This is a genomic window from Franzmannia pantelleriensis, assembly GCF_900102875.1.
GTDB lineage: Bacteria > Pseudomonadota > Gammaproteobacteria > Pseudomonadales > Halomonadaceae > Franzmannia > Franzmannia pantelleriensis.
On sequence record NZ_FNGH01000007.1, the window covers coordinates 73,265 to 96,066 of the forward strand.

The window sequence follows — 22,802 nt, forward strand, 5'->3', positions numbered from 1 at the left end:
CAGGCAGCCGTTACCGGCGGCTGCGATGTCTCTCTGGTTGTGAATGGAGGGTCGCGACCTCTGGGGAACAGCATGGCTTGGGCTCTTTGATCAAACAAACGAAAAGGTCTAAGCTTTCAGTTAAGAAAAATTGAAAAGTGTGACCATGACACAGATGCCCTCACTCTCCGGCCATCGTGCCTTGCCCCTGCTGGATAGCGATGTGCTTCGGACCTTCGTGACGATTGCCGAGAGCGGCAGCTTTACGCGCGCCGCTCAGCAGGTCTTCCGTACGCCGTCGGCGCTCAGCATGCAGATCAAGCGCCTCGAGGAGACCCTGGGCCAGCCGCTGTTCGTGCGCGAAGCCCGCCAGGTGCGGCTCACCCCCGAGGGCGAGATGCTGCTGGGTTACGGCCGGCGGCTGCTCAAGCTCAACGAGGAGGCGGTGACGCAGTTTCTGGCGCCTGCGCTGGCAGGGCGGGTGAGCTTAGGCACTACCGACGACGTCGGCACTCGCATCTTGCCTGGGGTCCTGGCCCAGTTCGCACGTTCGCATCCGGCGGTGCATGTTGATGTGGTGGTGGGCAATAGCGCCAGCATGTTGCAGCGCCTGGATGCCGGCGAGCTGGACTTGATACTGATCACTGCCGGCAACCCGGGCCAAGAGCCGCGCGGCGAGGTCGTGCATAGCGAGCCGCTGGTATGGGTCGGCCGCGAGGGAGGGGTGGCGGTTACGCGTTCCCCCTTGCCGGTGGCGCTGGCCCACCAGGGCTGTGCCTGGCGTCAAATGGCGCTGGATGCCCTCGACAGTGCCGGCATCGGTCATCGCGTGGCTTATACCTGCGAGCACTCGGCGGGCCAGGAGGCGGCGATGCTCGCCGACCTTGCTGTGGCGCCCTTTCCGCGAAGCCTGATTCGCGCACCGCTGCGGCGTATCGAGCCGGAGCAATTGCCGCCACTGGGTGAATACCAGGTCGCCTTGGTCAAGCGAAGCAACCTCGGCGAGGCGAGTGATGCCCTGGCCGGGCATGTCGTGGAGGCGTTTGGCGAGACACGCCACTGACGCCATTGCCACTCTGCCTCGTGCAACAGCGCCGCTCGTATGAGCGGCGCAGCTGGGTAATGAACGAGAGTCGGCGAAAGTGAAGCATCGAGCCAGGCATGGGCGTTCGCTATGACGGCGATAGCCTGCGGTTTCATTGATCTCAACTTAACTTTAGGTATTAGGCTCCGAAGAGTGGGCCGGCCCTCATGTGTCGGCATGACAAAGCCAACGGCAGTGGTGTGCCGCTAGGATAGGGAGTCTTCAAACATGACCACTACTCTGCCTCGATCCGCCCTTCACGATACGGCCCAGTGGGAGACATCGCCGCTCGACCTCGACGCCTACCTGGCGCGCATCGATTATCGCGGCCCCCTCGCGCCGACATTGAGTACGCTGCGCGAGCTGCAGCGTGCGCATCTCGCGGCGGTGCCCTTTGAAAATCTCGAGATCGTCACCGGCGGCGAGATCCGCCTCGATCTTGAGCGCCTGCAGGACAAGCTGGTGCGGCGGCGGCGGGGTGGCTACTGCCATGAGCAGAACACCCTGTTTGCCACTGTGCTGGATCGGCTTGGCTTCGTCGTCGCGGGGCGCAGTGCGCGGATACTGATGGGCGATGATGCGGACAAGGTGACCCCGCTCGGGCACACCATTCTCAACGTGACCTTGGCGGGACGTCAGTGGTTGGTCGACGTCGGGGTCGGCAACGTTGGGCCGCGCGAGCCGATAGCGCTCGAGTTGGGCGTCGAGGCGCGCCATGGCCACTGGGAGTATCGCCTGGAGCGCTCATCGCTGGGGTACTGGCTGCTGCGCCATCATCGCCACGATGGCTGGTTCAATCTCTACCAGTTCAGCGATGAGCCATATTACCGGGCCGACTATGAGGAGCAGAATTACCTCGCCTCCCATCATCCGGACTCGCCCTTCGTGCGACGCATCGTGGCCCAGCACAACGGCGCGGAGGAGCGCCTGGCGTTGACCGATCTGGAGCTGAAGATCTTCCGTCCCGGCCAGGCGCCTGAATTGCAGCGACTCGATGCCGAGGCGCTGCCCCAGATACTGCGCGAGCGCTTCGGCCTGGTGCTTGCGCCGCAACAGGAAGCGGCACTGCTGAGGCGGGCCGAGTCACTAGTCGAGGCGTCGGCCTAGTTGGCGGCCCAGTTGGGCGCTAGGGCTATTCATCATACGGCTTATCCGTACGCGGGGCGTTTGGCATCTGTTCATCGAGTGACTGCCGGTACTGGATGCAGCCACGGATGAATTCCGGCCATTCAGGCACCACGGGAACTGGGTCGCTCTTGTCGGGCAGCAACGCCCAAAGGGCTGGGTGGTGCCAGCACAGGTCGTGTCCGCTGCAGTCGCGGTGCTCACGAATGCCTTGGCGCAGCCGTTTGGCTTCAGCGATCAATTGCTCGTGGGTCATTCTGTCCAGGTCTTCGTCCATGGCTCCCTCCAAGCATGCACGGAGCATGTTCTGAGCGAGTGGCTCACTCATGCTGCAGGATATTGATGAGCTTTCCGAACGGGTCTCGAACGTAGAACCTACGCACGCCCCAGGGCTCGCTTACCGGCCCATACTCGATGGGTATGCTGGCCTTCTCGAAGCGTGCCTGTGCCGTTTCGATATCGTCGACTTCGATGGAAAGGTCGGGCACCGGTGTGCCGGAGCCACCTTCGCTAGCGAAGCTCACCTGTACGGTCATCTTCTCGTTCGAGCCGTAGGTTCGAAACCAGCCGTGATCCATGAGTAGATCGAGACCCAGGATGTCACCGTAGAAGGTAGCAGCCTTGTCGAGATCCGATGTGGCCGAGTTGGACATGATGCGTTTGACTTTCATGTGGCGCCTCGGGATGTGTTGTTGTACGTGGTCAGTGCGGGGCTACGAAATGCTTAAACATAGTCGCTTCGCTATCGTCCTGCCTGTCCTGTCATTCCCCTGGCGCCTACTATGATCGGGTACCCTTTATCACCGAGGAAACTCCCATGAGCGGCACCCTCCATCGCCTTGCAGCCTTTACCGACACCCCAAGCGGCGGCAACCCCGCTGGGGTGTGGCTGGGCGATGCGCTGCTCGAGCCGGCGGTGAGTCTGGAAGCCTAAGCCTGGCCGAGGCGTGGTAATACCTGGCGCAGTCGGGTCGGCTCACGGCCTGAGTACCCAGTAGTCGTTCTGGATGTCGTGGGGCAGCTGATAGACCTCGATGCCGCCGAAGCTGGCTTTGCCGAAATACTCCCGCGCCTTTTCGCGGCCCCACATGGTTCCCAGTCCCTCACCGCCTTGGGCGAGGGAGACGCTCATGCAGTGCATGATCGACAGGGTGTAAAGCAGCGTTCCCAACGGGTGATCGCGGTCGCCGTGGTGGTGGCTCGACGCGTGGATGTCCTGGGCCAGGTAAACGCCATCTTCGCGCAGGGTGCGGCGAATGCCCTTGAGCAGGTTTAGCGGGTGGGCCTGGTCATGGATGGCATCGAAGGTGGTGACCAGGTCGTAGCACTGGGCCGGCGCCGAGCGGTCGAAGTCGCTGAGGTCGCGCTCTTCGAAACGCAGGTTCGTCAGGCCGCGTCGTGCGGCTTGTTCTGTCGCCCAGCCGATCGCCTCGGCGGAGAGGTCGTAGCCGGTAAAGCGACTCTTGGGGAAATGCTTGGCGAGTTTCATCAGCGCGAGGCCCCGGCCGCAGCCCAGATCGAGCACGTCGATGCCCTGAACCAGCCGTTCCGGGAGTTCCGGCGCCAGGGGCAGGATGGCATCCAACAGCACGGGCAGCACGGTCTGGCCGCTGTCCTCGGCCATGACCTGGTGAAAGCGGGCATAGCGCGTGTACGGCACGCCGCCGCCATGCTGAAAGCATTCCAGCACGTCATCCTCCACCTGGCCCATCAGCGGTAGGTACTGGGAGAACACGGCCAGGTTGGCCTCGCCGCCGTCGGTCAGCAGCGTGGCATGTTCGGGGGGAAGGCGATAGGTCATGGCCTGCGGGTCGTGCTCGACCAGGGCGGCGACCGTTGCGCCGCCCAACCACTCGCGCACATAGCGCTCATCGAGCTTGGCCTTGGCGGCAAGTTCGTTGCTGGTCACCGGTTCGCCGTCGGTCAACTGGGTGAGCAGGCCGCTGCGGTGGGCCAGCGAGATCAGTTGCAGCATCGCACCCTCGTTGAGCGCGGTCACGAAGCGGCTCTCGAAGTCGGCGGCGCGGGAGGCGTCGAAATTGGCGGGAACGGAGGGTTGGGCTTGGGCAGTCATGGTGGTTCTCCATAGGTCTTGTTGTGTGCATTGGCGCATCCATTCTGGCGCGCCCGGCTGGGCTACACTGAAGTCCCTACGGACACAAACCGGCGGTTTCCGCCATGTCGATGCACAAACCCACCATCGCCTTGTTGGCGATTCCCGAAGTGGCGGCTTCTACCCTCTATGGGATCTACGATGTCTTCGCCGCCGCGGGGCGCGACTGGCCCGCCCTGATCGAGGGTAAGACCGGTGAGCCATTGTTCGTGCCGCAGGTGGTCGCTCGCACCGGAAGTCGTGAATTGACGGTCGCCAATGGGGTGCGCATCGTTCCCGACGCTGGGCTGGATTGGGTCCCCGAGGTGGTGTGCATTCCCGAGATCATGCTGCCGCCCGAGGCGGTGCTCGAGGGTCGCTATGCCGATGAGGTCGAGTGGCTCAAGCGTTGCCATGCTGCTGGCGCCATTCTGGCAACTGCCTGTTCCGGTGCCTTGCTGCTGGCCGAGTCGGGGCTGCTGCAAGGTGAGGACGCTACCACGCACTGGGCCTACTGCGATGTGTTGGGCCGCTACCCGGGCGTCAGGGTGCATCCACATCGTGCGCTGGTGATCGGCGGTACCGGTAGTCGCTTGGTCATGGCGGGGGGCGGCACCTCCTGGAGCGACCTGGCGCTGTATCTCGTCGCCCGCTTGGGTGGTGTCGACGAGGCGATGCATCTCGCCAAGCTGTTCCTGATCGATTGGCATGCGGCCGGCCAACTTCCCTTCGCCATGCTGGCGCGCACTCGGCAGGCCGAGGATGCCATTATCGGCCGCTGTCAGACGTGGATCGCCGAGCACTACGACGAACCCTCTCCCGTAGCCGCCTTGATCGAGATTTCCGGCCTCAGCGAGCGCAGTTTCCATCGGCGCTTCCGCAAGGCCACCGGCCTGACGCCCATGGAGTATGTGCATACCCTGCGCCTGGAGGAGGCCAAGCAGATGCTGGAGAGCGAAAAAACGTCCGTGGATGCCATTGCCGAGGCGGTGGGCTACGAGGATGGCGCCTTCTTCGGGCGGCTATTCCGGCGCAAGGTCGGTCTGACCCCGGCCCAGTACCGGCGCCGCTTCGGCGGGCTGCGCAAGGCCCTGGTGGGGTGAGGGCTCTTGGGGCCGAAGCAGCGGCAGTGCGCAACTCACAGGCGTCGCCTGAGGATCACGGTGGCGAGCAGGTGTGTGGCGCCGCCGACGGCAGCGACCAGGGTGAAGGCGCCGGGTGCACCGCGCGCGATCTCCCAGAAGAAGCCGAACAGTGCCACGCCGAGCACGGCGCAGTAGGCGGCACGCAGGGCGTGGAGCTGGATCAGAGCGTGGCGCTCATCCAGCGGTGGGTCCTGGCTGAGTACCTGGACCGACTCGAAGCGTTGGCCGAAGCGCATCAGCGCGGCATAGCCTAGCATGATGGCGAGCATGACCAGGCCGACCCCAGGGGCATCCGCGGCCAACCAGGCGGTCAGGAACATCGCAACGCCGAGACCCGCGCCGACCAATGGCACGAGCATGGGTTTGTCATGGGCTGGCGTGTCATGGCGGTGTGTCATCAAATACCTCCTCGACTGGCTTGCCGAAGAATCGCGCCAGGCGCAAGGCGAGTGGCAGCGAGGGCACGTAGCGGCCAACCTCGATGGAGTTGATGGTGTTGCGCGAGACACCCATGGCCTCGGCAAGGTCAGCCTGGGTCAACTGCCGCGCCTTGCGCAGCGCGCGAATGTGATTGTTCATATGCCAAGCTTGTTTGTCACGATGGCTTTTGTCAAGCAAGCTTGGCATTGGGCGGTCAGGACTGGTAGCTGCCGGCCTCGGCGGCAAAGCTGATGGCCAGACGGTTCCAGGCGTTGATGGTACAGACCGCCAGGGTCAGATCGGTCAGGGCCTTTTCAGAGAAGTGCTCGCGGGTGGTCTCGTACAAGGCAGCGTCGATGCCGTTGCCGGCAATCAGGGTATTGGCTTCGGCCCAAGCCAGGGCGGCGCGCTCGCGCTCGGTGTAAAAGGGCGTTTCACGCCAAGCGCTTAGGGCGTACAGCCGCTGCTCGGTTTCACCAGCCTTGCGCGCGTCCTTGGTGTGCATGTCGATGCAGTAAGCGCAGCCGTTGAGCTGTGAAACGCGGGTATAGACCAGCGCCAGCAGGCCGTCACTTAGCGCTTCCTGTTTTGCCGAATTGGCGACATGCTGCTGTAGGCCGAGCATCGCCTCGAGGCCTTCGGGGCTGGCCGAGAAGTAGTTCATGCGCATTGGGAGGTCTCCTGAGTGAAAGAGAGGTTCCACTCTAGCCAGACAGATCGCGGCGGAATTGTAGGTTTTCGACCTGCTGGTCGCTCTGCTGCAGGCCTGACGCTTCGGCGGTTTCACCCTTGCGCGGCACTGCGTCCCTACGTGCAGTGCTTATGGCAGGCCAGGGGGCAAGCGAGCAGCGAAGCAGCGGGGGTCGAACTGCTGCATCCGGATGGCGCCGCGGGGCTGCTGTTCAACTTCGGTGGCGTGCTCGAGCGCGACGGTGAGCGAGTGGGTGGCGCCTATTGGGTCGATGGGCCCAAGCGACGCACGGCGCGGCTGGCGGTGGGGAGTGAACTCGATCTGTTGGGCATACGCTTCCTGCCGGGCATGGCGTTTCCGTTCGTTGGCGAGGCGCTGTCGGCCCTGGCCGGCGGGGAACTGACGTCGGGCGATGCCCTGCGCCGGCTCGAGCTTGAAACGCTACATGAGCGGCTGTGGCAGGCTCCCGGCCTGGCCGGGCGCCTGGCACTGCTGGAGGAGTATCTGTTGGGCAGGCTGCGTGACGCAGAGCCGGTGCCGCTAGGGCTGGTGTCCTCACTTGGCTGGTTGCAACGACACCAAGGCCAGGTCAGCATCGCCACGCTGGTGGATGAGCTGCCGTTCGGCCAGCGCCGCCTGGAGCGGCTGTTTCAGCACCACATGGGGCTCTCGCCCAAGCGCTACGCCCGGCTGCTGCGCGTCGCCCGCAGCCGCGAGTTGATCAAGCAGGGCGGAAGTGCCACTTCCTTGACCGAGACCGCCTTCACCGCCGGCTATTTCGACCAGGCCCACTTCATCCACGACTTCAAGGCCGTCACCGGCCTGACGCCAGGCGGCTATCGCGACCATGTGCGGCGGCGTTATGGGTAACGCTTCGGTCAATCTGGAGTCTGGACAGGAATGAGCGTTGCCGATGAGATTTATCTCGTCGTTTCATACTCATCGTGGCGTTTCACCCAGTCCATCAGGTTGTGATGGGGACCCGTTTCGTTACGGCCCTTGGGCGTCATGTCGAGCAGTATGTAGGTGCTGTCGACGAGTTCGTCGCCGCGCCCGTAGGTCGAGTAGGTGTGGTAGATATCGCCCTTGGCGTTCCGGTAGAACACACTGATGCCGCTTAGATCCTCGATCGAGACGTTGCTCGGGGCGTAGTTGTAGGTGACCTCACCCGTGGCGATCTCCTCGGGCCGGAACGAGACATGATAGTCGTAATTGAAGTCGCTGCCGTGCGAGGAGACCCACTTCACCTGCCAGCCCATGCGCTGGTGATAGGCCTCGATCTCGGCGAGCGGGGCGCGTGAGACCCGCACCAGGCTCACATCGTGGTGCTCGAGATGCACCAACGTGCCTTCGATGTGATCGGCAGCGAAGGAACAGCCGATGCAGCCCGCTTCCCACCCGGGGCCGAACATGAAGTGATGGACGATCAGCTGGCTGCGCCCGTCGAACAGATCGTTGAGCGTCATGCGGTCTCCTAGCGTATCGAAGACATATTCCTTCTCGACCTTCACCCACGGCAAGGCGCGGCGCTTGGCACTTAGGTCATCGCGCAGGCGGGTGAGCTCCTTCTCCCTTGCCAGCAGTTCCTTGCGCACGGTTAGCCATTCTTCGAGGGATACGACGGGGTGGGACATTTCATCATGCACTGACATGAGGATTCCTCCTGTGCTGACGTTGCACGAGGTAATCGTCCTGCGGGGGCTGGATTCGACAGGTGGGCAGTGCGCGTATGTTGACATAATTGCCTAGAGCAATTAACTATTTGCCTTAGGCAAACAAATAGGTGGCTGCCATGAGCGTAGAACAAGACCTACACGAGCGGGCCGGGACCGTACGCAGCTTCAATCGTTTCTACACGCGGCAGATTGGGGTCTTGCACGAACACCTTCTGGAGAGCCAGTTCTCGCTGACGGAAGTCCGCATGCTTTACGAGCTGGCGCATCGGCCGATGCTCACCAGCGCCGATATCTGCCGAGAGCTTGGCCTCAACGCCGGTTATGTGAGCCGGGTGCTGAAGGGCTTCGAAAAGCAGGGGCTCATTACCAAGACTCCCTCGCCCTCCGACAGACGAGCAGCGCAACTGCAGCTGACGGATCAAGGGCTGGCTACGTTCCGGCCGCTGGACGAGGCGTCGCAACGCGAGGTCATCGGCATGCTGAAGCAGCTCACGGAGCTGGAGCAGCATCAGTTGATCGAAGCGATGAGCCAGATCAGGCGGTTGCTCGGAGAAGCCGGCTCGAGCTATCTGATGCGCGGCCCACAGCCGGGCGACATGGGCTGGATCGTACACCGGCAGGCGGTGCTCTACGCGCAGGAGTACGGCTGGAACGAAGAGTATGAAGCGTTGATCGCAGAAATCGTTGCCAAGTACCTGCGCAATTTCGATCCGCGCTGGGAGCGGTGCTGGATCGCCGAAAAGGATGGCGTCGTCATGGGGTCGGTGTTCGTCGTCCGCGAAGACGACGCGACCGCAAAACTGCGGCTGCTCTATGTCGATCCCTCTGCCCGTGGGCATGGCATCGGCAGCCGCTTGGTAGATGAGTGCCTCAGGTTCGCCCGCCAGGTCGGCTATCGGAAAATGATGCTGTGGACCAACAGCGTACTAACCGATGCGCGCCGGCTCTATGAAAAAGCAGGATTCGAACTGGTGGAGGAGGAGCCCCATCACAGCTTCGGCAAGGATCTGGTAGGCCAGGTTTGGAGTCGTGAGCTGTAGTACTCTTTTCATTCCACGCGGCATAGAGCAAGCCGCCGAGTCGGCATACAGCCAGCCCTGATTTGTTGACGCCTCGATCATCGAGGTATAGGTTTCCCCCATGACCAACGCGAAATCCGAAGCGGCCGCCGGCCGCCGGATCCCCGACTACAGCGACCCTTCCTACTGGCGCGGCACGATAAAGATGTCGCTGTCGAAGTTCTTCGTGCTCAGCGTGTTGCACCGCAAGCCGATGCACGGTTACGAGGTGGTGCAGGCGGTAGAGAAGAGCACCAACGGCTGCTGCAGCCCCTCGGAGGGTACGGTCTATCCGGTGCTCAACGAGTTCGAGGCGGGGGGCTATCTCTCCTCGAGTAACGAGGTCGTGCAGGGGCGCTCGCGCAAGGTCTACGCGCTGACGGAGAAGGGGCGGGATGCCTTTCAGGTGGCGGTGGACGCCTGGCTCGAGGCCACGGCCTGCATCGTCGAGAGCCGCCGCATGGCGGGCGGGTCGGTGAAACGGGAGGAGTGGGAAGGATGAGCGCGGCGCGTTTTTTCAGGTCCAGATACCTCGATGATCAAGGTAGGCGATGAGTTCGCGCACCGGGGTGGTCGTCGCCCTGGGCGTTTCCCAGACGCTTGCCTGGGGCTCGACCTATTATTTGCCGGCCATTCTGGCCGTGCCCATGGCGCAAGACCTCGGCCTTGCCACGGGTACGGTATTCGCGGCGTTCTCCTCGGCACTGGTGGTCTCGGCCGTGCTGGGCCCGGCGGTGGGGCGGCGCATAGACCGTTTCGGCGGGCGCGACGTGCTGGCGGTTTCCAGCCTGGTGTTCGCCCTGGGCCTGGTGCTGCTGGGGTTGGCGGATGGCCCCGTGCTGCTGTGGGTGGGATGGCTGGTGATCGGCGTCGGCATGGGCATGGGGCTGTACGAATCGGCTTTCTCGACCCTGGCCGGGCTCTATGGCCGAGAAGCGCGTGGCCCCATTACCGGTATTACGCTACTGGCGGGCTTTGCCAGCACGGTGTGCTGGCCGATCACCGGCTGGCTCAACGCCGAATTCGGCTGGCAGAACGCCTGCTTCACCTGGGCGGCGGTGCACCTGCTGCTGGGCCTGCCGCTCAACCGCCTGTTGATTCCCTTCGGTATCCAGCCGCCCGCGCCTCACGCCGAGGCGACAGCGGCCGAGGGAGAGGCGACCTGGCTGCCCATGGCGCTGCTGGCTTTTGTCTTTGCCGTGACTTGGTTCGTCAGTACCGGCATGGCCGCGCACCTGCCGTGGCTGCTGCAGATCGCCGGCCTGTCGCCCGCCGCCGCCATTGCCGCCGCGGCGCTGGTAGGGCCGGCCCAGGTGGCGGCGCGGCTGCTCGAGTTCTCGCTGCTGCGGCGTTTTCATCCCTTGCTTTCGGCCAAGTTAGCGGTGGTGGCGCATCCCATTGGTGCGCTCGGCGTGATGACGCTGGGGGCACCGCTGGCCACGCTGTTCGTGCTGCTCCATGGCGCCGGCAACGGCATTCTCACCATCGCCAAGGGCACGCTGCCGCTGGCTATTTTCGGCCCCCACGGCTATGGCCTGCGCCAGGGCGTGCTGATGGTGCCGGCACGCTTCGGCCAGGCGCTGGCGCCGTTGGCCTTCGCCCTGTTGATCGAGCGCTTCGGCACCCAGGCGCTGCTGTTTTCCTCGGCCCTGGGGCTTGCCGCCCTGGTGGCGCTGCTCGTCCTGCAAACCCACGCCATGAAGGAGGCGACATGAGGCTTCGCACGCTTAACGACCCCGACCAACTACCGGCCCTCGACGAGCGCTTCGCTCTTCGGCATCCCGGCCAGGGCTTGCCCGATCCGCTGGGCCATCCGCCGCGCATCCTGCTGCTCTACGGTTCGCTGCGCGAACGCTCGTATTCGCGTCTGGCGGTGGAAGAAGCCGCGCGGCTGCTGCGCTATTTCGGCGCCGAGACGCGGATCTTCGATCCGTCCGATCTGCCGCTGCCTGATCAAGTGCCGGGCGACGATCACCCAGCGGTGAGGGAGTTGCGCGAGCTGGCCATCTGGTCCGAGGGCCAGGTGTGGTGCAGCCCCGAGCGCCACGGCCAGATCACCGGCGTGATGAAGGCGCAGATCGATCATCTGCCGCTGAGCATGGGCGCGGTGCGGCCCACCCAAGGGCGTACCCTGGCGGTGATGCAGGTCAGCGGCGGCTCGCAGTCGTTCAATGCGGTGAACACCCTGCGCCTGCTGGGGCGCTGGATGCGCATGTTCACCATCCCCAACCAGTCCAGCGTGCCCAAGGCTTACCAGGAATTCGACGAGGCCGAGCGCATGAGACCCTCGCCGCTCTACGACCGCATCGCCGACGTGATGGAGGAGCTGGTGCGCTTCACCCTGCTACTGCGGCCCCACAATGAGACGCTGGTGGACCGCTACTCGGAGCGCCGCGAAGCGGCCGGCGCCAAGGCCGACCCGGTGACCGACAAGGCGGCGGTCGGCCAGGCCTCATAGCGGTGAAACGCAGAGCGGGGCGCCAAGCGCCCCGGTGTCCGGCCATCGAGGGGGGGCCATCAGGCTGGCTGTAGTTGGCGCTTGGCCGTAGCTTCACTTCGCAATTGCTCGACTAGCCGATCGATACGCGCCAGGGCGCTTTTGGTCGAGGCGGCCAGCGCCTCGCCGCCTTCCTCCTGATGCTCGATGGCGATGCTGTGAAAGCCGCCGATGCCGATGAACTGCAGGGCGGTGCGTGCGCCAGGCTCCATATGGTTGAGCTCGGCTAGACGGCCCCCGGGGTCGAAGCCGTGATCGCCGCGGGAGGAGAGCAGCACCGCGTGGCGCGGCCGGTCGGCCATTAGCGGAATGTAGTGCGTCAGCGGCAGGTAAGGGTGATCTCCATATTGCGGGTCGTAATCGACGGTGCGGCCCAGGCGGACGATATTGTCGATCCAGGCCTTGAACGCGGCCGGCGGGCCGAAGTTGTACATCGGTACGCCGAGCACCAGGATATCGGCTTGCTCGACCTCATTGGTCAGTGTGTCGCTCTCGGCGAGCACTGACTGCATGGATTCGCTGCGATTTTCGGCGGGCGTGAAGGCGGCCTCGATCCATTCGACGCTGGTCAAAGGAGGCGGATTGGCGCCGATATCCCGATAGACGATCTCGGCATCCGGCGCCAGAGTGCGCCAGCGGGAAACGAAGTGATGGGTCAGCCGGCGGGTGTGGGAGCCGTGGTCGTGGGTGCCGGCACGACCGGGGCGTGGGCTGGCATCGAGATGGAGTAGACGTGTCATGGGATTTCTCCTTTAATTGGACATAGGTTCTTTTGGATGAATCTTTTTCAGGCGTGTTTGATAGCTTGTGCCAAGCATTGATTGGCAACAAACGACGATTCTTTTTCGATATCGGAAAATTAAGCTCATCTATGATGCCGCGACGACTCCCTTCGCTCTCCGCCCTGCGCGCCTTCGAGGCGGCGGCGCGCCACCTCAGAGCCAAGCGTGCCGCCGAGGAGCTGTCGGTCACGCCGACGGCGATCAGCCATCAGATACGCCAGCTCGAGGAGAGCCTGGGCGTGGCCCTGTTCGTGCGGCGGCCGCGGCAGTTGGTGCTGACGACTCAGGGCCAGGCGCTGCTCGGTGTGTTGAGCGACTCTTTCGACGCCATCGCCGAGACGGTGACCAAGCTGCGCCGTCCGCCGGCGCGGCAGGCGGTAACGCTCTCCACCACGCCGGCCGTGGCCGCACGCTGGCTGCTGCCCTGGGTCTGCCTGCTGCGCGATGCCCATCCGCAAATCGACTTGAGCATTCAGGTCTCACACAAAGCGGTCGCCCTGGATGGTGTCGTTGCCGATATGGCGATTCGCTATGGCGAGGGCCCCTGGCCCGGGCTGGTTGCGGAGAAGCTGTTCGACAATGTCTTCGTGCCCGTCTGCAGCCCCGTGCTGAAGCTGCGTGAACCGGCCGAACTGGTGCACCACACGCTGCTTCACTTCTCTTCGCCCGCACCCTTGGACTGGGTGGCCTGGCAGCGCCAGGTCCGAGTGCCGGGGCTCGACGTCAGCGCCGGACTGATGTTCTCCGACGAAACCCACGGCATCGCTGCCGCACTGGATGGCCAGGGCATAGCCCTGATGAGCCGGTATCTGATCGAGGAGGAACTGCGACAGGGGCGCCTGGTGCAGCCATTCGGCCCTGAGGTAAAGGCCGCTCCCTTCCAGCTCGTCTACCCGCCTGAGCGGCTCGAGGAACCAGCCATCGCTGCCGTGCGCGAGTGGATCATGGGGTTGCTGGACGCTTCGTCCAGAGAGCGTGCCTGTCGGTCAATCGTCGAGGGGCAGCCTTAGCGTGCAGCCTGATAAACAGTGATGCTTATCAGGAGCAAAGCGGCTTGGGAGTCGAGGCTCAATGTATCGATTTATATCGATCACGTTTGAGGTTGGGGAATAAGGCGCCGCAGTTCTGCAATACGTGATGATCTCAACGGCGCCCATCAGCGAGGAGGGCGGAGCAGCCAGCTACGCCTCCTTCTCGTAGTTGATCATCCAGGCCACGCCGAACTTGTCCACCAGCATGCCGAAGCGATGGGCCCAGAAGGTCTCTTCGAGGGGCATCTCCACATTGCCGTTGTCGGCCAGCGCATTGAAGAGCTTGTCGGCCTGCTCTATTGACTCGACACCGACCGCAATACTCGCGCCCTTGATGCCTTCATAGGGCGCCGGGCAGAAGGGAGCATTGTCCGACGCCATCAACAGCTGGTCGCCGATACGCAGGCGGGCGTGCATGATCAGGTCGCGGGCTTCGTCGGGTATCTCCATGCCCTCGCTGGCGGGCATCTCGGCATAGGTGGAAATGGCCTCGAGCTTGGCGTCGAAGCAGCGCTGGTAGAACGCGAAGGCTTCGCGGCAGTTGCCGTCGAAGATAAGGTAGGTGGAAAGCTGCATGGTGAATCTCCAGGGGGTGTTGTCGGTGCTACCTCTTTGTGTCGATTCAACCCGGCCAGTTTCGACAAGCGCTGCGTGGCAGTACAGCGTTGGCAGTAGACTTAATCGGCACGAATACTCAACCGTCCCACCAGCTGCATATCGTCTCCATCTGGGCGTACCACGATCATTTCTCCAGAGCCCACGCCGCCGCCCACCAGCGCCGAGATATTCACCTGGTGCGTTATCAGCAGAAGATTACCCGGCCCTTGCCAGCCCAGTAAGCGCTCACGGGCGCGCTGGCTCCGCGCTGCCTGTTCGCTACGTTCTCGGAAGAAGGAATCTAGCCATGGGGCAGGCGCTACCTCGCCAACATCCATCAGCTCGGCGGTATCCAGCGCTCGACACCACTGCGACGAGAACACCGCCGCAATTGGAATGTCCCGCTGGCGCAATGCCCGGCCGGTCGCCTCGGCCTGGGCGCGCCCGGCAACGGAAAGATTGCGCTGGGTTTCGCAGCGGCCACGCTCAAACCCAGGCGGGTCGCCAACGCCAGGCGCCAGCGAATGGCGCATCAGAATTACCAAGCCACCTTCACGCAATGCCTGCCAGGTTGCCTCGTTAGCCTGAGCGCTTACAGGTCCCGCGGCCAACACGCTGAGTAGTACGGCGAATGTGAGGCGGCGTAGGTTGAGCATGGGAAGATACCAAGCGGATGGGAAGCAGCCATGAGGCTATCCCAATCGACGGGGCACGGGTAGCGGCTCAATCAACGACTTTGCTGCTGTCAGTGCTATGTGGTCGTTGTTGCTTGGCTGTAACGCTGGCTTGTTTATTCTCTTGAGGCCAGCCGATGGAGCCGCTCGGCCTGGGCGGAGAGGGCGGCGCGCAGCTCGAGTGGGGCCAGGATCTCGAAGTCGAAGGGCTGGTGGGCCAGCTGACGTGCGAACCAGCTCAGGCTGTCGGTGCGAGCGTACAGCATCACTCCGTTTTCATCGGGAGTGAACACGCCGATATGGCGGCCCAGCTCTTCAACGGCATGGGCAAGGTCGGTGTGCAGGCGCACGCTGACGGCGATGGCGCGGGGCAAGCTGGTAATGCTGTTGGCCAAATGCTCGGCGGCATCGAAATCGGCGGGTCGCTCGAAGCTGGCCTCGAGCAGTGTTGCCTCGGTGATGCGGTCCAGGCGAAAGCTACGCAAATCACGGCGCAGGTGGCACCAGCCGCTGACATACCAGCGCCCTTCACGATAGACCAGGCCGTAGGGATTGAGCACGCGGTCACTATGCTGTGCTCGGTCGTCTTGGTAGGCAAGTCGTACACGTTGCCGCGCCTGGCTGGCCGTCGCGAACAGGATCAGCAAGCGTTCGTCGCCCGGGGCCTGTGCCGAAGGCAATTCCAGCCGCGCACTCTCGCTCAGAGCTTGCGCCTGTTGTTTCAGCCTGGCGGGCATGGTCCGCTCCAGTTTGGTTCGCGCGGTTTCCAACGCAGGGGCCACGTCGGCGACTCCTAGCTCTTGAGCGGCGAGCAGCCCCAGAGAGATGGCCAGCGCTTCCTCGCTGCTGAACATCAGCGGCGGTAGCTTGAAGCCTGGCATCAGCCGATAGCCGCCGTGACGTCCGCGTTCGGCGGTCACGGGAATGCCGAGCTCTTCCAGCGCCTGGATATAGCGCCGCAGCGTGCGGCGATCGACACCCAGCCGCACGGCCAGCTCGCGACCGCTCATATGGCGGTGGGTCTGCAGCAGTTCCAGCAGCGTCAGGACGTGGACGGCGGGGTTGGCCATGCTGGAATTTCCCCTTTTTAATAGGACGTAATTTGTCCTATTTGGCCATTACCTTGCTGACAAGGCCAGGCGCAGAGGGCGCTGGCCTTCACCATCAGACTTAGCGAGGAGAACCGGCATGTATCTATCGGCGCAGGATATCGAGGCTCTAGAGGGCGTGAGGAAGGTGCACTTTCTCAATGCTCAAGCCGTGCGTATCAATAAGTCACTGGGGGATGCCGTGGGTATGTCCCAGCTAGGCATCCACCAGATCAGCGTGCCACCGGGGCATTTCTCGACCGAATATCACTACCACTGCTATGAGGAGGAGGCGATCTACGTGCTTTCAGGAACCGGCTTGGCCACCCTGGGCGACCGCACGCAGCCAATCAGTCCTGGCGACTTCATCGGCTGTCCCATCAACGGCGTGGCCCATGAGATGTACAACGACGCTGACGAGCCGCTGGTATGTCTGGTGATAGGCCAACGGTTGGCTCAGGACGTATGCGACTATCCGCGCAAGGGCAAGCGGCTGTATATCAACAATGGTGAACGGAGCTTGGTCGATCACCATGCCATCGAGCATGCGCCGTGATAGCTCGTTGTCATGCTGAACTCAATGCATCCCGGTAAGTAAGGACTAACCGGGGTGGGGTTCGGCTCGCCTTGGCCAGAATTGACCTTCACGCGAATCGTGCTATGTTCATCAGGTCTGGTAACCGCAGCGAGACTGCTTTGACATGACCTTGCCGATACGCACTTCGCTTTCCGCACCGATGGCCGTCCTGGCCATGTCGGTGGTGTGTGCGGCATCGCCACCCCCTCTTTCATCTGTCGCCCCGCCGCTCGGCGTTTCGCCGCCAGCGGGGCTCGGCGTGGTCGGCGTTTCTCCGCCGCCCATGCGCGCCCTGGGCTGACCTCCAGCCCACCAGCTGCCTCAGCTTTTGTCGTTCGGCATCCCTTGCTCGATGCCGGCTGAGGTCTGTGCGTCTCTAGACAGGTGAAAGTCATTATGACAAACCCTTCCGTGGCCTGGACCGCCTACGCGTCCACGGCGCTCTTCGTGCTGCTGTGGGGCAGTGGCGCCATCTTCACCAAGTGGGGGCTGGATCATGCCCCGGCCTTTGCATTTCTACTGTTGCGCTTCGCTTTGGCGCTTTTCTGTCTCTCGCTCATCGGTATGTATCGACGACGTTGGCTGCCTCGGGCGGGGTCGCGCTCCTACGTCTTTGCTACGGGAGCGCTGATGATCGGGGCTTACGCGATCTGTTATTTCCTGGCCATGGCGCAGGGTATTACGCCCGGGTTGCTGGCCACTGTGTTGGGAATACAGCCGATTCTCACCCTGATGCTGCTTGAGCGACGTTTCTCACCGCTAAGAATGGTGGGGCTCTGCGTAGCACTGATGGGGTTGGTACTGGTGGTGTACCAAAGCGTCGTCCTGGTGCGTTTTTCCCTGGCAGGTATCGGCTTGGCCCTGGGAGCGCTGGGTTGCATGACGGTAGGCGCCATCATGCAGAAGCGCATCCGGCAGTCGCCCGCTGAGGTTCTGCCGCTGCAGTACGTGGCCAGCCTGGTCTTGTGCCTGCCCTTCGCCGCCGTCCAGCCGGTGGCGTTCGCGCCAACCTGGGAATTCCTGGTACCGCTGCTGTGGCTGGCAGTGGTCATCTCGGTGGTGGCGCAGCTGCTGCTGTATCGGCTGATCCAAGCCGGCAATCTGGTCAACGTCACCAGCCTGTTCTATCTGGTGCCGGTGGCCACCGCCGTAATGGATTACCTCTTCCTGGGCAATTCGCTGCCCATGCTCAGCCTGACGGGCATGGCGCTCATCCTGTTTGGATTGGCACTGGTGTTCCGTCAGCCGGCAATGGCGTCTCGGCAATAAGATAGGCCAGGCCGCGAGCGATCACGAAGTATCGTGGTGCTCGCGGCTGTCGGATTTGGGGATGACTTCGCAGATGACGGCGATCATGCATGGACCCTGTGGCTTACCCGTCGTTTTCGCCCGGGATGAACCGAGCGTGAGGGATCGGTTGCACAGAGAGCTGGAGGAGGGGGTTACTATCAACTACGAGTACCTGCTCAAGCACCTCGGAATAGGAGAGACCCTCATGCCTGATACACGACTCGATAACCCGCTTACCTTGCATTTTGGGCGGGAAGAGTTGGTGATCCGACGCCGCTACGAGACGCTCAGCATCGCCAATGATTTCTTGATTGCCATCTGGTTCCTGGCTGGCAGCATCCTGTTTCTCTATCCCAGCATGGAAAGGGTTGCCGTATGGCTGTTTATCATCGGCAGTTGCCAGTTCCTGATTCGCCCCACTGTTCGACTGGTGAGCCATCTCCACCTCCAGCGAGTGCCACCGAGTCATTGGGAGAGTTGAGGCAGGCATGACCCATGAGATGTACAACGACGGCGACGAGTCGCTGGTATGTCTAGCGGTGGGCCAGCGGCTGGCCCTGGACGTTTGCGACTATCTGCGCCAGGGCATATCAACAGCGGCGAGCTGACCTTTTGGTCGCTCACGATACCATCGAGTACCCGTAGCGCTAGCTGCCAAGTAAGTAAAACTTACTTGGGTGCGGTCCTACTGCTCGAAACGTGAAGCTTCGTCGTGGCGCTCGCGACTGTCGGCAGGCGCCTGTCCGCGTTCGTGCATACCGTAGTCGCGCATCACCCCGGCCACGCGCAGGCGATAGTCGTCGAACACTATTTCACGACCTTGGGTCTGGGCGCTGCGGTGGCGCCCGAGCTGACGCCATTGGGCGACGGCTTCCTCGTCTCGCCAGAAGGAGAGCGAGAGGATCTTGCCCGGCTGAGTGAGGCTCTCGAAGCGTTCGATGGAAATGAAGCCATCGATCTCGTCGAGCAACGGACGCAGGCTGGCGGCGATATCGAGGTACTGGTCGCGGCGGCCGGACTTGGGAATGACTTCGAAGATAACGGCGATCATTGGGCACTCCGTTTTGACTTATCGGTATTGAAGCGATGTTCCCGCTTCGTCTTGTTCAATGTCGCTCCATTGTGTGCCGTTGGCCTATGCTTGTCAGACATAAACAGTTAGGTGTGGAGCTAACGATGGCTGAGCCGGACCTACCACGCCTGTCCCGTACCATTGGCGATCCAACCCGCATGGGCATGCTCGCCTTGCTGATGGAAGGGCGGGCATTGACCGCCAAGGAACTGGCCTATGGCTGTGGCGTGCAGCCGGGCACGGCGACGGAGCATCTCAAGCGGCTCCAGCGCGACGGATTGATCGAATCGACGGCACAGGGGCGGCACAAGTACTACCGGCTGGCGACTGCCGAGGTGGCGCATGCCGTCGAGGCGTTGATGGTGGTGGCCCAGCCAGTGCCGGTGGTCTCGCCGTGTAGGCGACCGGCGGGTGCCCTGGGGGCTGCGCGGTTCTGCTACGACCACTTGGCGGGGGAGCTGGGCACGCGGATGACGGCGGTACTGCTCGAGAGGGCGTTCTTGGTGACGGATGGCGAGGCCTTGGACGTGACGGAGCGAGGGGAGGCCTGGTTCTCGAACTTCGGCATCGATACCGCTTCCCTGCGCAAGCGCCGCCGGCGTTTCGCCTACCTCTGTCTCGACTGGAGTGAACGGCACGATCATCTCGGCGGGGCGCTGGGGGCCGCCATGGCCGAGCGCTTGCTGGAACTCGGCTGGATCGGGCGTCAGAAGCACTCGCGGGTGGTGAGTATCAGCGAACTGGGCCATCAAGCGCTGGCACGCGAGTTCGGGCTCGTCATCGGTTCGCCGGAGGAGTGATCGAGCGAGCCCGGTCCGTCTTTGCGCCGATGTGTCAGAGAGCGCCTAGCCAATATCCGGGCACTAGCTGGTAAGTAAGAGCCTATGGAGCAGCGGGTGATATTCGCAGGGTAGCGGGGGCTGTGGGGGTAAAAGATCAATTTCTTTCAATAACCACAGTGGTCTTTCTTGGCAGGCTCCAGGTTCAAAAAGAGGAGCCGCTATGTCCATGAAGACCGTTATCGTCCTTTCTAATCACTTGCCTGCTGGCCTTGCGGTCAACTTCGCTGCTGTGCTTGGCATGAGCCTTGGGAAGCATGTGCCCGACTTGGTGGGAAGCGATACCACCTCCGCTGATGGCATCTTGCTCAAAGGGATTACTACCGTGCCCCTACCGATCCTCAGTGCCCCTGAAAGTGATCTACCCGGTCTCTTTGATGCTGCGGAGGAATTACCGATTCGTTTTGCCTACATGCGTGCTGCATTCGAGGCGAGTGACTATGCGGATTATATGTTGCGCATCACTTCAACTGCATTCGGTGAGCAATTACCCAAGGGAATCTTATTGGCCGGGCCGAGGAGAGCGGTAGACCGGATATGCGGCCAATTACCTCTGCTGCGTTAAGCACGCGTATGGCTGAAGAGGTGGTCGTACGGCTGTGGGCTGCTCAGAAAGCGGTGCCGGCAGGGGGCACCGCTTTATGGCCATCAGGTGCGATTGATCGAGGCGCCACCATCGGCCAGCATCGCTGTGCCGGTGACGAAGCTGGCATCGTCGGAAGTCAGATAGAGCGCCGCTCGGGCAATCTCTTCCGGCGTGGCCATGCGCTTGAGCGCGTGCAGGTTCTCGACGAATGCCAGGACCTCCGGGCCCGCGTCGGGGGCGTTGGTGATGCTGGCGGGTGTATCGGTGCCTCCGGGAAGCAGGGCATTGACCCGAATGCCGTTGGGTCCCAACTCTGCAGCCAGGCATTTCATCATTCCCAGGATCGCGGCCTTGCTGGCACCGTAGGCCGCCATGCCGGGCATGCCGGCGGTATGGCCAACGAAGCTGGAGGTGAACAGCAGGCTGCCACCGCCGCGCTGCAGCAGCGCCGGTATCTGGTGTTTGGCTCCCAGATAGGCGCCGGTCAGATTGGTATGCATAATGTCGTGCCAGTCACTCGGTGCCATGTCCTGCAGTGGTCCCATCGGCCCGACGATGCCGGCATTGTTGAAGGCGATATCGAGCCCTCCGAAGCGTTCCAGGGCGGTAGTGACCAGGCGCTGGGCCAAGTGCTCGTCGCCTACGTCCCCGGCGACGGCAACGGCCGTGCCGCCATCGCGAGCGATGGCGTCGACCAGCGCATCGAGTTCGTCCCGGCGGCGCGCGCTCACGATCACGCTGGCGCCTTCGCTGGCGAACAGCCGGGCGGTGGCATGGCCGATACCTGAGCTGGCCCCGGTGACGATGGCGATCTTTCCGACAAGTCGGTTCATAGCGGTAATCTCCATGGGAGGTGTGGGGTGGTTTGCGTTCCCACGCCTACTCTGCCGGTGCTCGGGGGCGCCCTCACTCCACTTCTTGCTATCAAAAATCTGACGGTTTGATGGTGCTATGCTGCGAAATGCTGTGAAGAGATGGGGCACTTTGAAAGCAAGGGACGGAGTGTGTCAGGCGGGTCCAGGGTTCATCCTGAACTTACGGAAAACGCCGAACTCACTGCGGAGACCCGCCATGAACGAGACAACCACCGAACCACTTGCCGCCTTCGATTCCGATGAGGCGAAATGGGCAGCGGTGCTGGCGCGCGTTGCGGCGGCGGATGGCGCTTTCGTCTACGCGGTGCGTACCACGGGCATCTATTGTCGTCCGACCTGCCCATCGCGTCGGCCACGTCGCGAGAACGCGGAGTTCCATGCAGACGCAGCGGCGGCCGAGCGGGCCGGCTATCGGCCGTGCCAGCGCTGCAGGCCGCAGGAAGCCCCGCTGACGCAACGTAATGCCGAGCGCATTGCGCGTGCCTGTCGGCGCATCGAGGCCGCCGAGGACCTACCTTCTCTCGATGAGCTGGCACAAGCCGCGGGGCTGAGTCGCTTTCACTTCCACCGGGTGTTCAAGTCGGTCACCGGGCTCACGCCCAAGGCCTATGGTGTGGCGTGTCGTGCCGAGCGGGTGCGTGCTGAGTTGCTTAACAGTGAGACCGTAACTGACGCGATCTATGACGCAGGCTTCAATTCCAGCGGGCGCTTCTACGCTGGGTCGACCCAGATACTTGGCATGACGCCAAAGTGCTACCGCTCGGGAGGAGAGGGCCTGGAGATCCGCTTTGCCCTGGGCGAGTGTTCTCTGGGCGCCATTCTGGTCGCGGCAAGCGACAAGGGACTCTGTGCTATCTCCCTGGGAAATGACCCTGAGGCACTGCTACAGGAATTCCAAGATCGTTTCGCCAATGCCAACTTGGTCCCGGGAGGAAAGGATTTCGACGCCTGGGTGGCCCGGGTGGTGGGCTTCGTCGAGGCGCCCGAGGTCGGGTTGTCGCTGCCCCTGGATATTCGTGGCACGGCCTTCCAGCAGCGGGTCTGGCAGGCGCTGACCGAGATTCCCGTAGGGCACACCATTAGCTACAAGGAGCTGGCGGAGCGAATCGGCTCGCCCAAGTCAGTGCGCGCCGTTGCCAGTGCCTGTGCTGCCAATAGCATTGCGCTGGCCATTCCCTGCCACCGGGTGGTGCGTAGCGACGGGGCGCTTTCCGGATACCGCTGGGGTGTGGAGAGAAAGCGCACGCTGCTCGAGCGTGAGGCGGCACTGGTGGATGCCGCCGTAACGGAGAATCTACGGGAATGACGTGAATTCAGCGCCTCGGTGATGCCCGCCTGGGGCGTGGCCAACCCTATCGCTCTCAACCTGCTGCTGCGCCGCCTGGGGGAGCTCGACCCGGCGCAGCGCGGCGCCATTATGGGGCTGAATAGCGCGGTAACCTACCTGTGCGTTTTCGTCGGCGCGCTGCTCTATCGCCCCATCTTCCTGCACCTTGGTTTCGCCGCCTGCGCCTGGGCCTCGGCGATGCTGGTACTGCCCGCGCTGGGCTGGGCGCTGGAGCAGCGGCGCAGAAAACAGGCAGTGCTACGCTGTCGTTCTGAGGTTTGAGACATCCGTAAGGAG

The 22,802-nt window shown here is 63.0% G+C and carries 29 protein-coding genes; 16 read left to right on the plus strand and 13 right to left on the minus strand.

The features are described from left to right. Nucleotides 1-145 precede the first annotated feature (145 nt). Together BLT16_RS10160 and BLT16_RS10165 are read left to right on the plus strand one after the other, a co-directional pair. Entirely contained in the window at nt 146-1,042 is an 897-nt protein-coding gene (locus tag BLT16_RS10160) for a LysR substrate-binding domain-containing protein (protein WP_089658415.1), read from the plus strand. A 249-nt stretch (nt 1,043-1,291) separates the two neighbouring features. Beyond that, on the plus strand, nt 1,292-2,170 hold the full coding sequence (locus tag BLT16_RS10165) for an arylamine N-acetyltransferase family protein (RefSeq protein WP_089658416.1): 879 nt from the start codon (nt 1,292-1,294) through the stop codon (nt 2,168-2,170). Between the two features lie 25 nt (nt 2,171-2,195). Here the strand turns inward: BLT16_RS10165 and BLT16_RS10170 are convergent, their stop codons facing one another. The 3 genes from BLT16_RS10170 to BLT16_RS10180 all read right to left on the minus strand — a co-directional run bounded on the left by BLT16_RS10170 (nt 2,196) and on the right by BLT16_RS10180 (nt 4,262). Beyond that, nucleotides 2,196-2,465, minus strand: coding sequence for a hypothetical protein (locus BLT16_RS10170; RefSeq protein ID WP_089658417.1), 270 nt, complete (start codon nt 2,463-2,465; stop codon nt 2,196-2,198). Nucleotides 2,466-2,508: 43 nt separating this feature from the next. Then, nucleotides 2,509-2,859 carry a VOC family protein gene (locus BLT16_RS10175; RefSeq protein ID WP_089658418.1) on the minus strand — a complete coding sequence of 117 codons (351 nt, stop codon included), beginning with the start codon at nt 2,857-2,859 and terminating at the stop codon, nt 2,509-2,511. Nucleotides 2,860-3,164: 305 nt separating this feature from the next. Beyond that, nucleotides 3,165-4,262, minus strand: a complete 1,098-nt coding sequence (locus BLT16_RS10180; RefSeq protein ID WP_089658419.1) for a class I SAM-dependent methyltransferase — start codon at nt 4,260-4,262, stop codon at nt 3,165-3,167. Nucleotides 4,263-4,366: 104 nt separating this feature from the next. On the opposite strand from BLT16_RS10180, the gene BLT16_RS10185 reads away from it, so the two are divergent. After that, entirely contained in the window at nt 4,367-5,383 is a 1,017-nt protein-coding gene (locus tag BLT16_RS10185) for a GlxA family transcriptional regulator (RefSeq protein ID WP_089658420.1), read from the plus strand. Nucleotides 5,384-5,418: 35 nt separating this feature from the next. Here the strand turns inward: BLT16_RS10185 and BLT16_RS10190 are convergent, their stop codons facing one another. From BLT16_RS10190 to BLT16_RS10200, 3 genes are read right to left on the minus strand one after another with little or no spacing between them, the layout of a single operon-like run. After that, the gene (locus tag BLT16_RS10190) at nt 5,419-5,784 is read right to left on the minus strand and encodes a hypothetical protein (protein ID WP_089658421.1); all 366 of its coding nucleotides are present in this window, start codon (nt 5,782-5,784) and stop codon (nt 5,419-5,421) included. Nucleotides 5,785-5,806: 22 nt separating this feature from the next. Beyond that, nucleotides 5,807-6,004 carry a helix-turn-helix transcriptional regulator gene (locus BLT16_RS10195; protein WP_089658422.1) on the minus strand — a complete coding sequence of 66 codons (198 nt, stop codon included), beginning with the start codon at nt 6,002-6,004 and terminating at the stop codon, nt 5,807-5,809. Nucleotides 6,005-6,059: 55 nt separating this feature from the next. Further along, nucleotides 6,060-6,515, minus strand: a complete 456-nt coding sequence (locus tag BLT16_RS10200; RefSeq protein WP_089658423.1) for a carboxymuconolactone decarboxylase family protein — start codon at nt 6,513-6,515, stop codon at nt 6,060-6,062. Nucleotides 6,516-6,530: 15 nt separating this feature from the next. Between BLT16_RS10200 and BLT16_RS10205 the strand changes: the two genes are divergently transcribed. Further along, nucleotides 6,531-7,406: a helix-turn-helix domain-containing protein gene (locus tag BLT16_RS10205; RefSeq protein ID WP_340148255.1), complete on the plus strand. Its 876-nt coding sequence runs from the start codon at nt 6,531-6,533 to the stop codon at nt 7,404-7,406. A 50-nt stretch (nt 7,407-7,456) separates the two neighbouring features. Here BLT16_RS10205 and BLT16_RS10210 read toward each other — a convergent pair whose 3' ends face one another. Next, on the minus strand, nt 7,457-8,188 hold the full coding sequence (locus tag BLT16_RS10210; RefSeq protein WP_089658425.1) for a DUF899 domain-containing protein: 732 nt from the start codon (nt 8,186-8,188) through the stop codon (nt 7,457-7,459). 140 nt (nt 8,189-8,328) lie between these two features. Between BLT16_RS10210 and BLT16_RS10215 the strand changes: the two genes are divergently transcribed. The 4 genes from BLT16_RS10215 (at nt 8,329) to arsH (ending at nt 11,728) form a co-directional block, all read left to right on the plus strand. Further along, complete coding sequence (locus BLT16_RS10215; RefSeq protein ID WP_089658426.1) at nt 8,329-9,252, plus strand: bifunctional helix-turn-helix transcriptional regulator/GNAT family N-acetyltransferase; 924 nt, start codon at nt 8,329-8,331, stop codon at nt 9,250-9,252. A gap of 100 nt (nt 9,253-9,352) precedes the next feature. Further along, on the plus strand, nt 9,353-9,772 hold the full coding sequence (locus BLT16_RS10220) for a PadR family transcriptional regulator (protein ID WP_089658427.1): 420 nt from the start codon (nt 9,353-9,355) through the stop codon (nt 9,770-9,772). A 49-nt stretch (nt 9,773-9,821) separates the two neighbouring features. Beyond that, nucleotides 9,822-10,985 carry an MFS transporter gene (locus tag BLT16_RS10225; protein WP_089658428.1) on the plus strand — a complete coding sequence of 388 codons (1,164 nt, stop codon included), beginning with the start codon at nt 9,822-9,824 and terminating at the stop codon, nt 10,983-10,985. Next, nucleotides 10,982-11,728: an arsenical resistance protein ArsH gene (gene arsH, locus BLT16_RS10230; protein WP_089658429.1), complete on the plus strand. Its 747-nt coding sequence runs from the start codon at nt 10,982-10,984 to the stop codon at nt 11,726-11,728. Before BLT16_RS10225 ends, arsH begins: the two co-directional genes overlap by 4 nt. A 59-nt stretch (nt 11,729-11,787) precedes the next feature. Here the strand turns inward: arsH and BLT16_RS10235 are convergent, their stop codons facing one another. After that, nucleotides 11,788-12,507 (minus strand): FMN-dependent NADH-azoreductase, encoded by a 720-nt coding sequence (locus BLT16_RS10235; protein ID WP_089658430.1) that lies wholly within the window; start codon nt 12,505-12,507, stop codon nt 11,788-11,790. 131 nt (nt 12,508-12,638) lie between these two features. Here BLT16_RS10235 and gcvA point away from each other — a divergent pair, with 131 nt between their 5' ends. Continuing rightward, on the plus strand, nt 12,639-13,559 hold the full coding sequence (gene gcvA, locus BLT16_RS10240) for a transcriptional regulator GcvA (RefSeq protein WP_089658431.1): 921 nt from the start codon (nt 12,639-12,641) through the stop codon (nt 13,557-13,559). Nucleotides 13,560-13,730: 171 nt separating this feature from the next. Here gcvA and BLT16_RS10245 read toward each other — a convergent pair whose 3' ends face one another. The 3 genes from BLT16_RS10245 to BLT16_RS10255 all read right to left on the minus strand — a co-directional run bounded on the left by BLT16_RS10245 (nt 13,731) and on the right by BLT16_RS10255 (nt 15,921). Continuing rightward, on the minus strand, nt 13,731-14,156 hold the full coding sequence (locus BLT16_RS10245) for a VOC family protein (RefSeq protein ID WP_089658432.1): 426 nt from the start codon (nt 14,154-14,156) through the stop codon (nt 13,731-13,733). Between the two features lie 101 nt (nt 14,157-14,257). Next, a complete protein-coding gene (locus tag BLT16_RS10250) occupies nt 14,258-14,833 on the minus strand; it encodes a histidine phosphatase family protein (RefSeq protein ID WP_089658433.1) in 576 nt (191 codons plus the stop codon). Between the two features lie 134 nt (nt 14,834-14,967). Further along, on the minus strand, nt 14,968-15,921 hold the full coding sequence (locus BLT16_RS10255) for a helix-turn-helix transcriptional regulator (RefSeq protein WP_089658434.1): 954 nt from the start codon (nt 15,919-15,921) through the stop codon (nt 14,968-14,970). Between the two features lie 118 nt (nt 15,922-16,039). On the opposite strand from BLT16_RS10255, the gene BLT16_RS10260 reads away from it, so the two are divergent. From BLT16_RS10260 to BLT16_RS10270, 3 genes are all read left to right on the plus strand, one after another. Beyond that, nucleotides 16,040-16,495 (plus strand): cupin domain-containing protein, encoded by a 456-nt coding sequence (locus BLT16_RS10260; RefSeq protein ID WP_089658435.1) that lies wholly within the window; start codon nt 16,040-16,042, stop codon nt 16,493-16,495. Between the two features lie 417 nt (nt 16,496-16,912). Beyond that, nucleotides 16,913-17,785 carry a DMT family transporter gene (locus tag BLT16_RS10265; RefSeq protein WP_089658436.1) on the plus strand — a complete coding sequence of 291 codons (873 nt, stop codon included), beginning with the start codon at nt 16,913-16,915 and terminating at the stop codon, nt 17,783-17,785. Nucleotides 17,786-18,011: 226 nt separating this feature from the next. After that, a complete protein-coding gene (locus BLT16_RS10270) occupies nt 18,012-18,287 on the plus strand; it encodes a YrhK family protein (protein ID WP_089658580.1) in 276 nt (91 codons plus the stop codon). Between the two features lie 204 nt (nt 18,288-18,491). Here BLT16_RS10270 and BLT16_RS10275 read toward each other — a convergent pair whose 3' ends face one another. After that, on the minus strand, nt 18,492-18,857 hold the full coding sequence (locus BLT16_RS10275; protein ID WP_089658437.1) for an antibiotic biosynthesis monooxygenase family protein: 366 nt from the start codon (nt 18,855-18,857) through the stop codon (nt 18,492-18,494). A 125-nt stretch (nt 18,858-18,982) separates the two neighbouring features. Here BLT16_RS10275 and BLT16_RS10280 point away from each other — a divergent pair, with 125 nt between their 5' ends. Then, nucleotides 18,983-19,678: an ArsR/SmtB family transcription factor gene (locus tag BLT16_RS10280; protein ID WP_089658438.1), complete on the plus strand. Its 696-nt coding sequence runs from the start codon at nt 18,983-18,985 to the stop codon at nt 19,676-19,678. Between the two features lie 202 nt (nt 19,679-19,880). Next, nucleotides 19,881-20,282 carry a DUF2000 domain-containing protein gene (locus tag BLT16_RS10285; RefSeq protein ID WP_089658439.1) on the plus strand — a complete coding sequence of 134 codons (402 nt, stop codon included), beginning with the start codon at nt 19,881-19,883 and terminating at the stop codon, nt 20,280-20,282. Nucleotides 20,283-20,365: 83 nt separating this feature from the next. Here BLT16_RS10285 and BLT16_RS10290 read toward each other — a convergent pair whose 3' ends face one another. Beyond that, a complete protein-coding gene (locus tag BLT16_RS10290) occupies nt 20,366-21,136 on the minus strand; it encodes an SDR family oxidoreductase (RefSeq protein ID WP_089658440.1) in 771 nt (256 codons plus the stop codon). A 238-nt stretch (nt 21,137-21,374) separates the two neighbouring features. On the opposite strand from BLT16_RS10290, the gene ada reads away from it, so the two are divergent. Both ada and BLT16_RS10300 read left to right on the plus strand, forming a co-directional pair. Beyond that, nucleotides 21,375-22,484, plus strand: a complete 1,110-nt coding sequence (ada, locus tag BLT16_RS10295) for a bifunctional DNA-binding transcriptional regulator/O6-methylguanine-DNA methyltransferase Ada (protein ID WP_089658441.1) — start codon at nt 21,375-21,377, stop codon at nt 22,482-22,484. An 18-nt stretch (nt 22,485-22,502) separates the two neighbouring features. After that, nucleotides 22,503-22,787 carry a hypothetical protein gene (locus BLT16_RS10300; protein WP_218124434.1) on the plus strand — a complete coding sequence of 95 codons (285 nt, stop codon included), beginning with the start codon at nt 22,503-22,505 and terminating at the stop codon, nt 22,785-22,787. Nucleotides 22,788-22,802 lie beyond the last annotated feature (15 nt).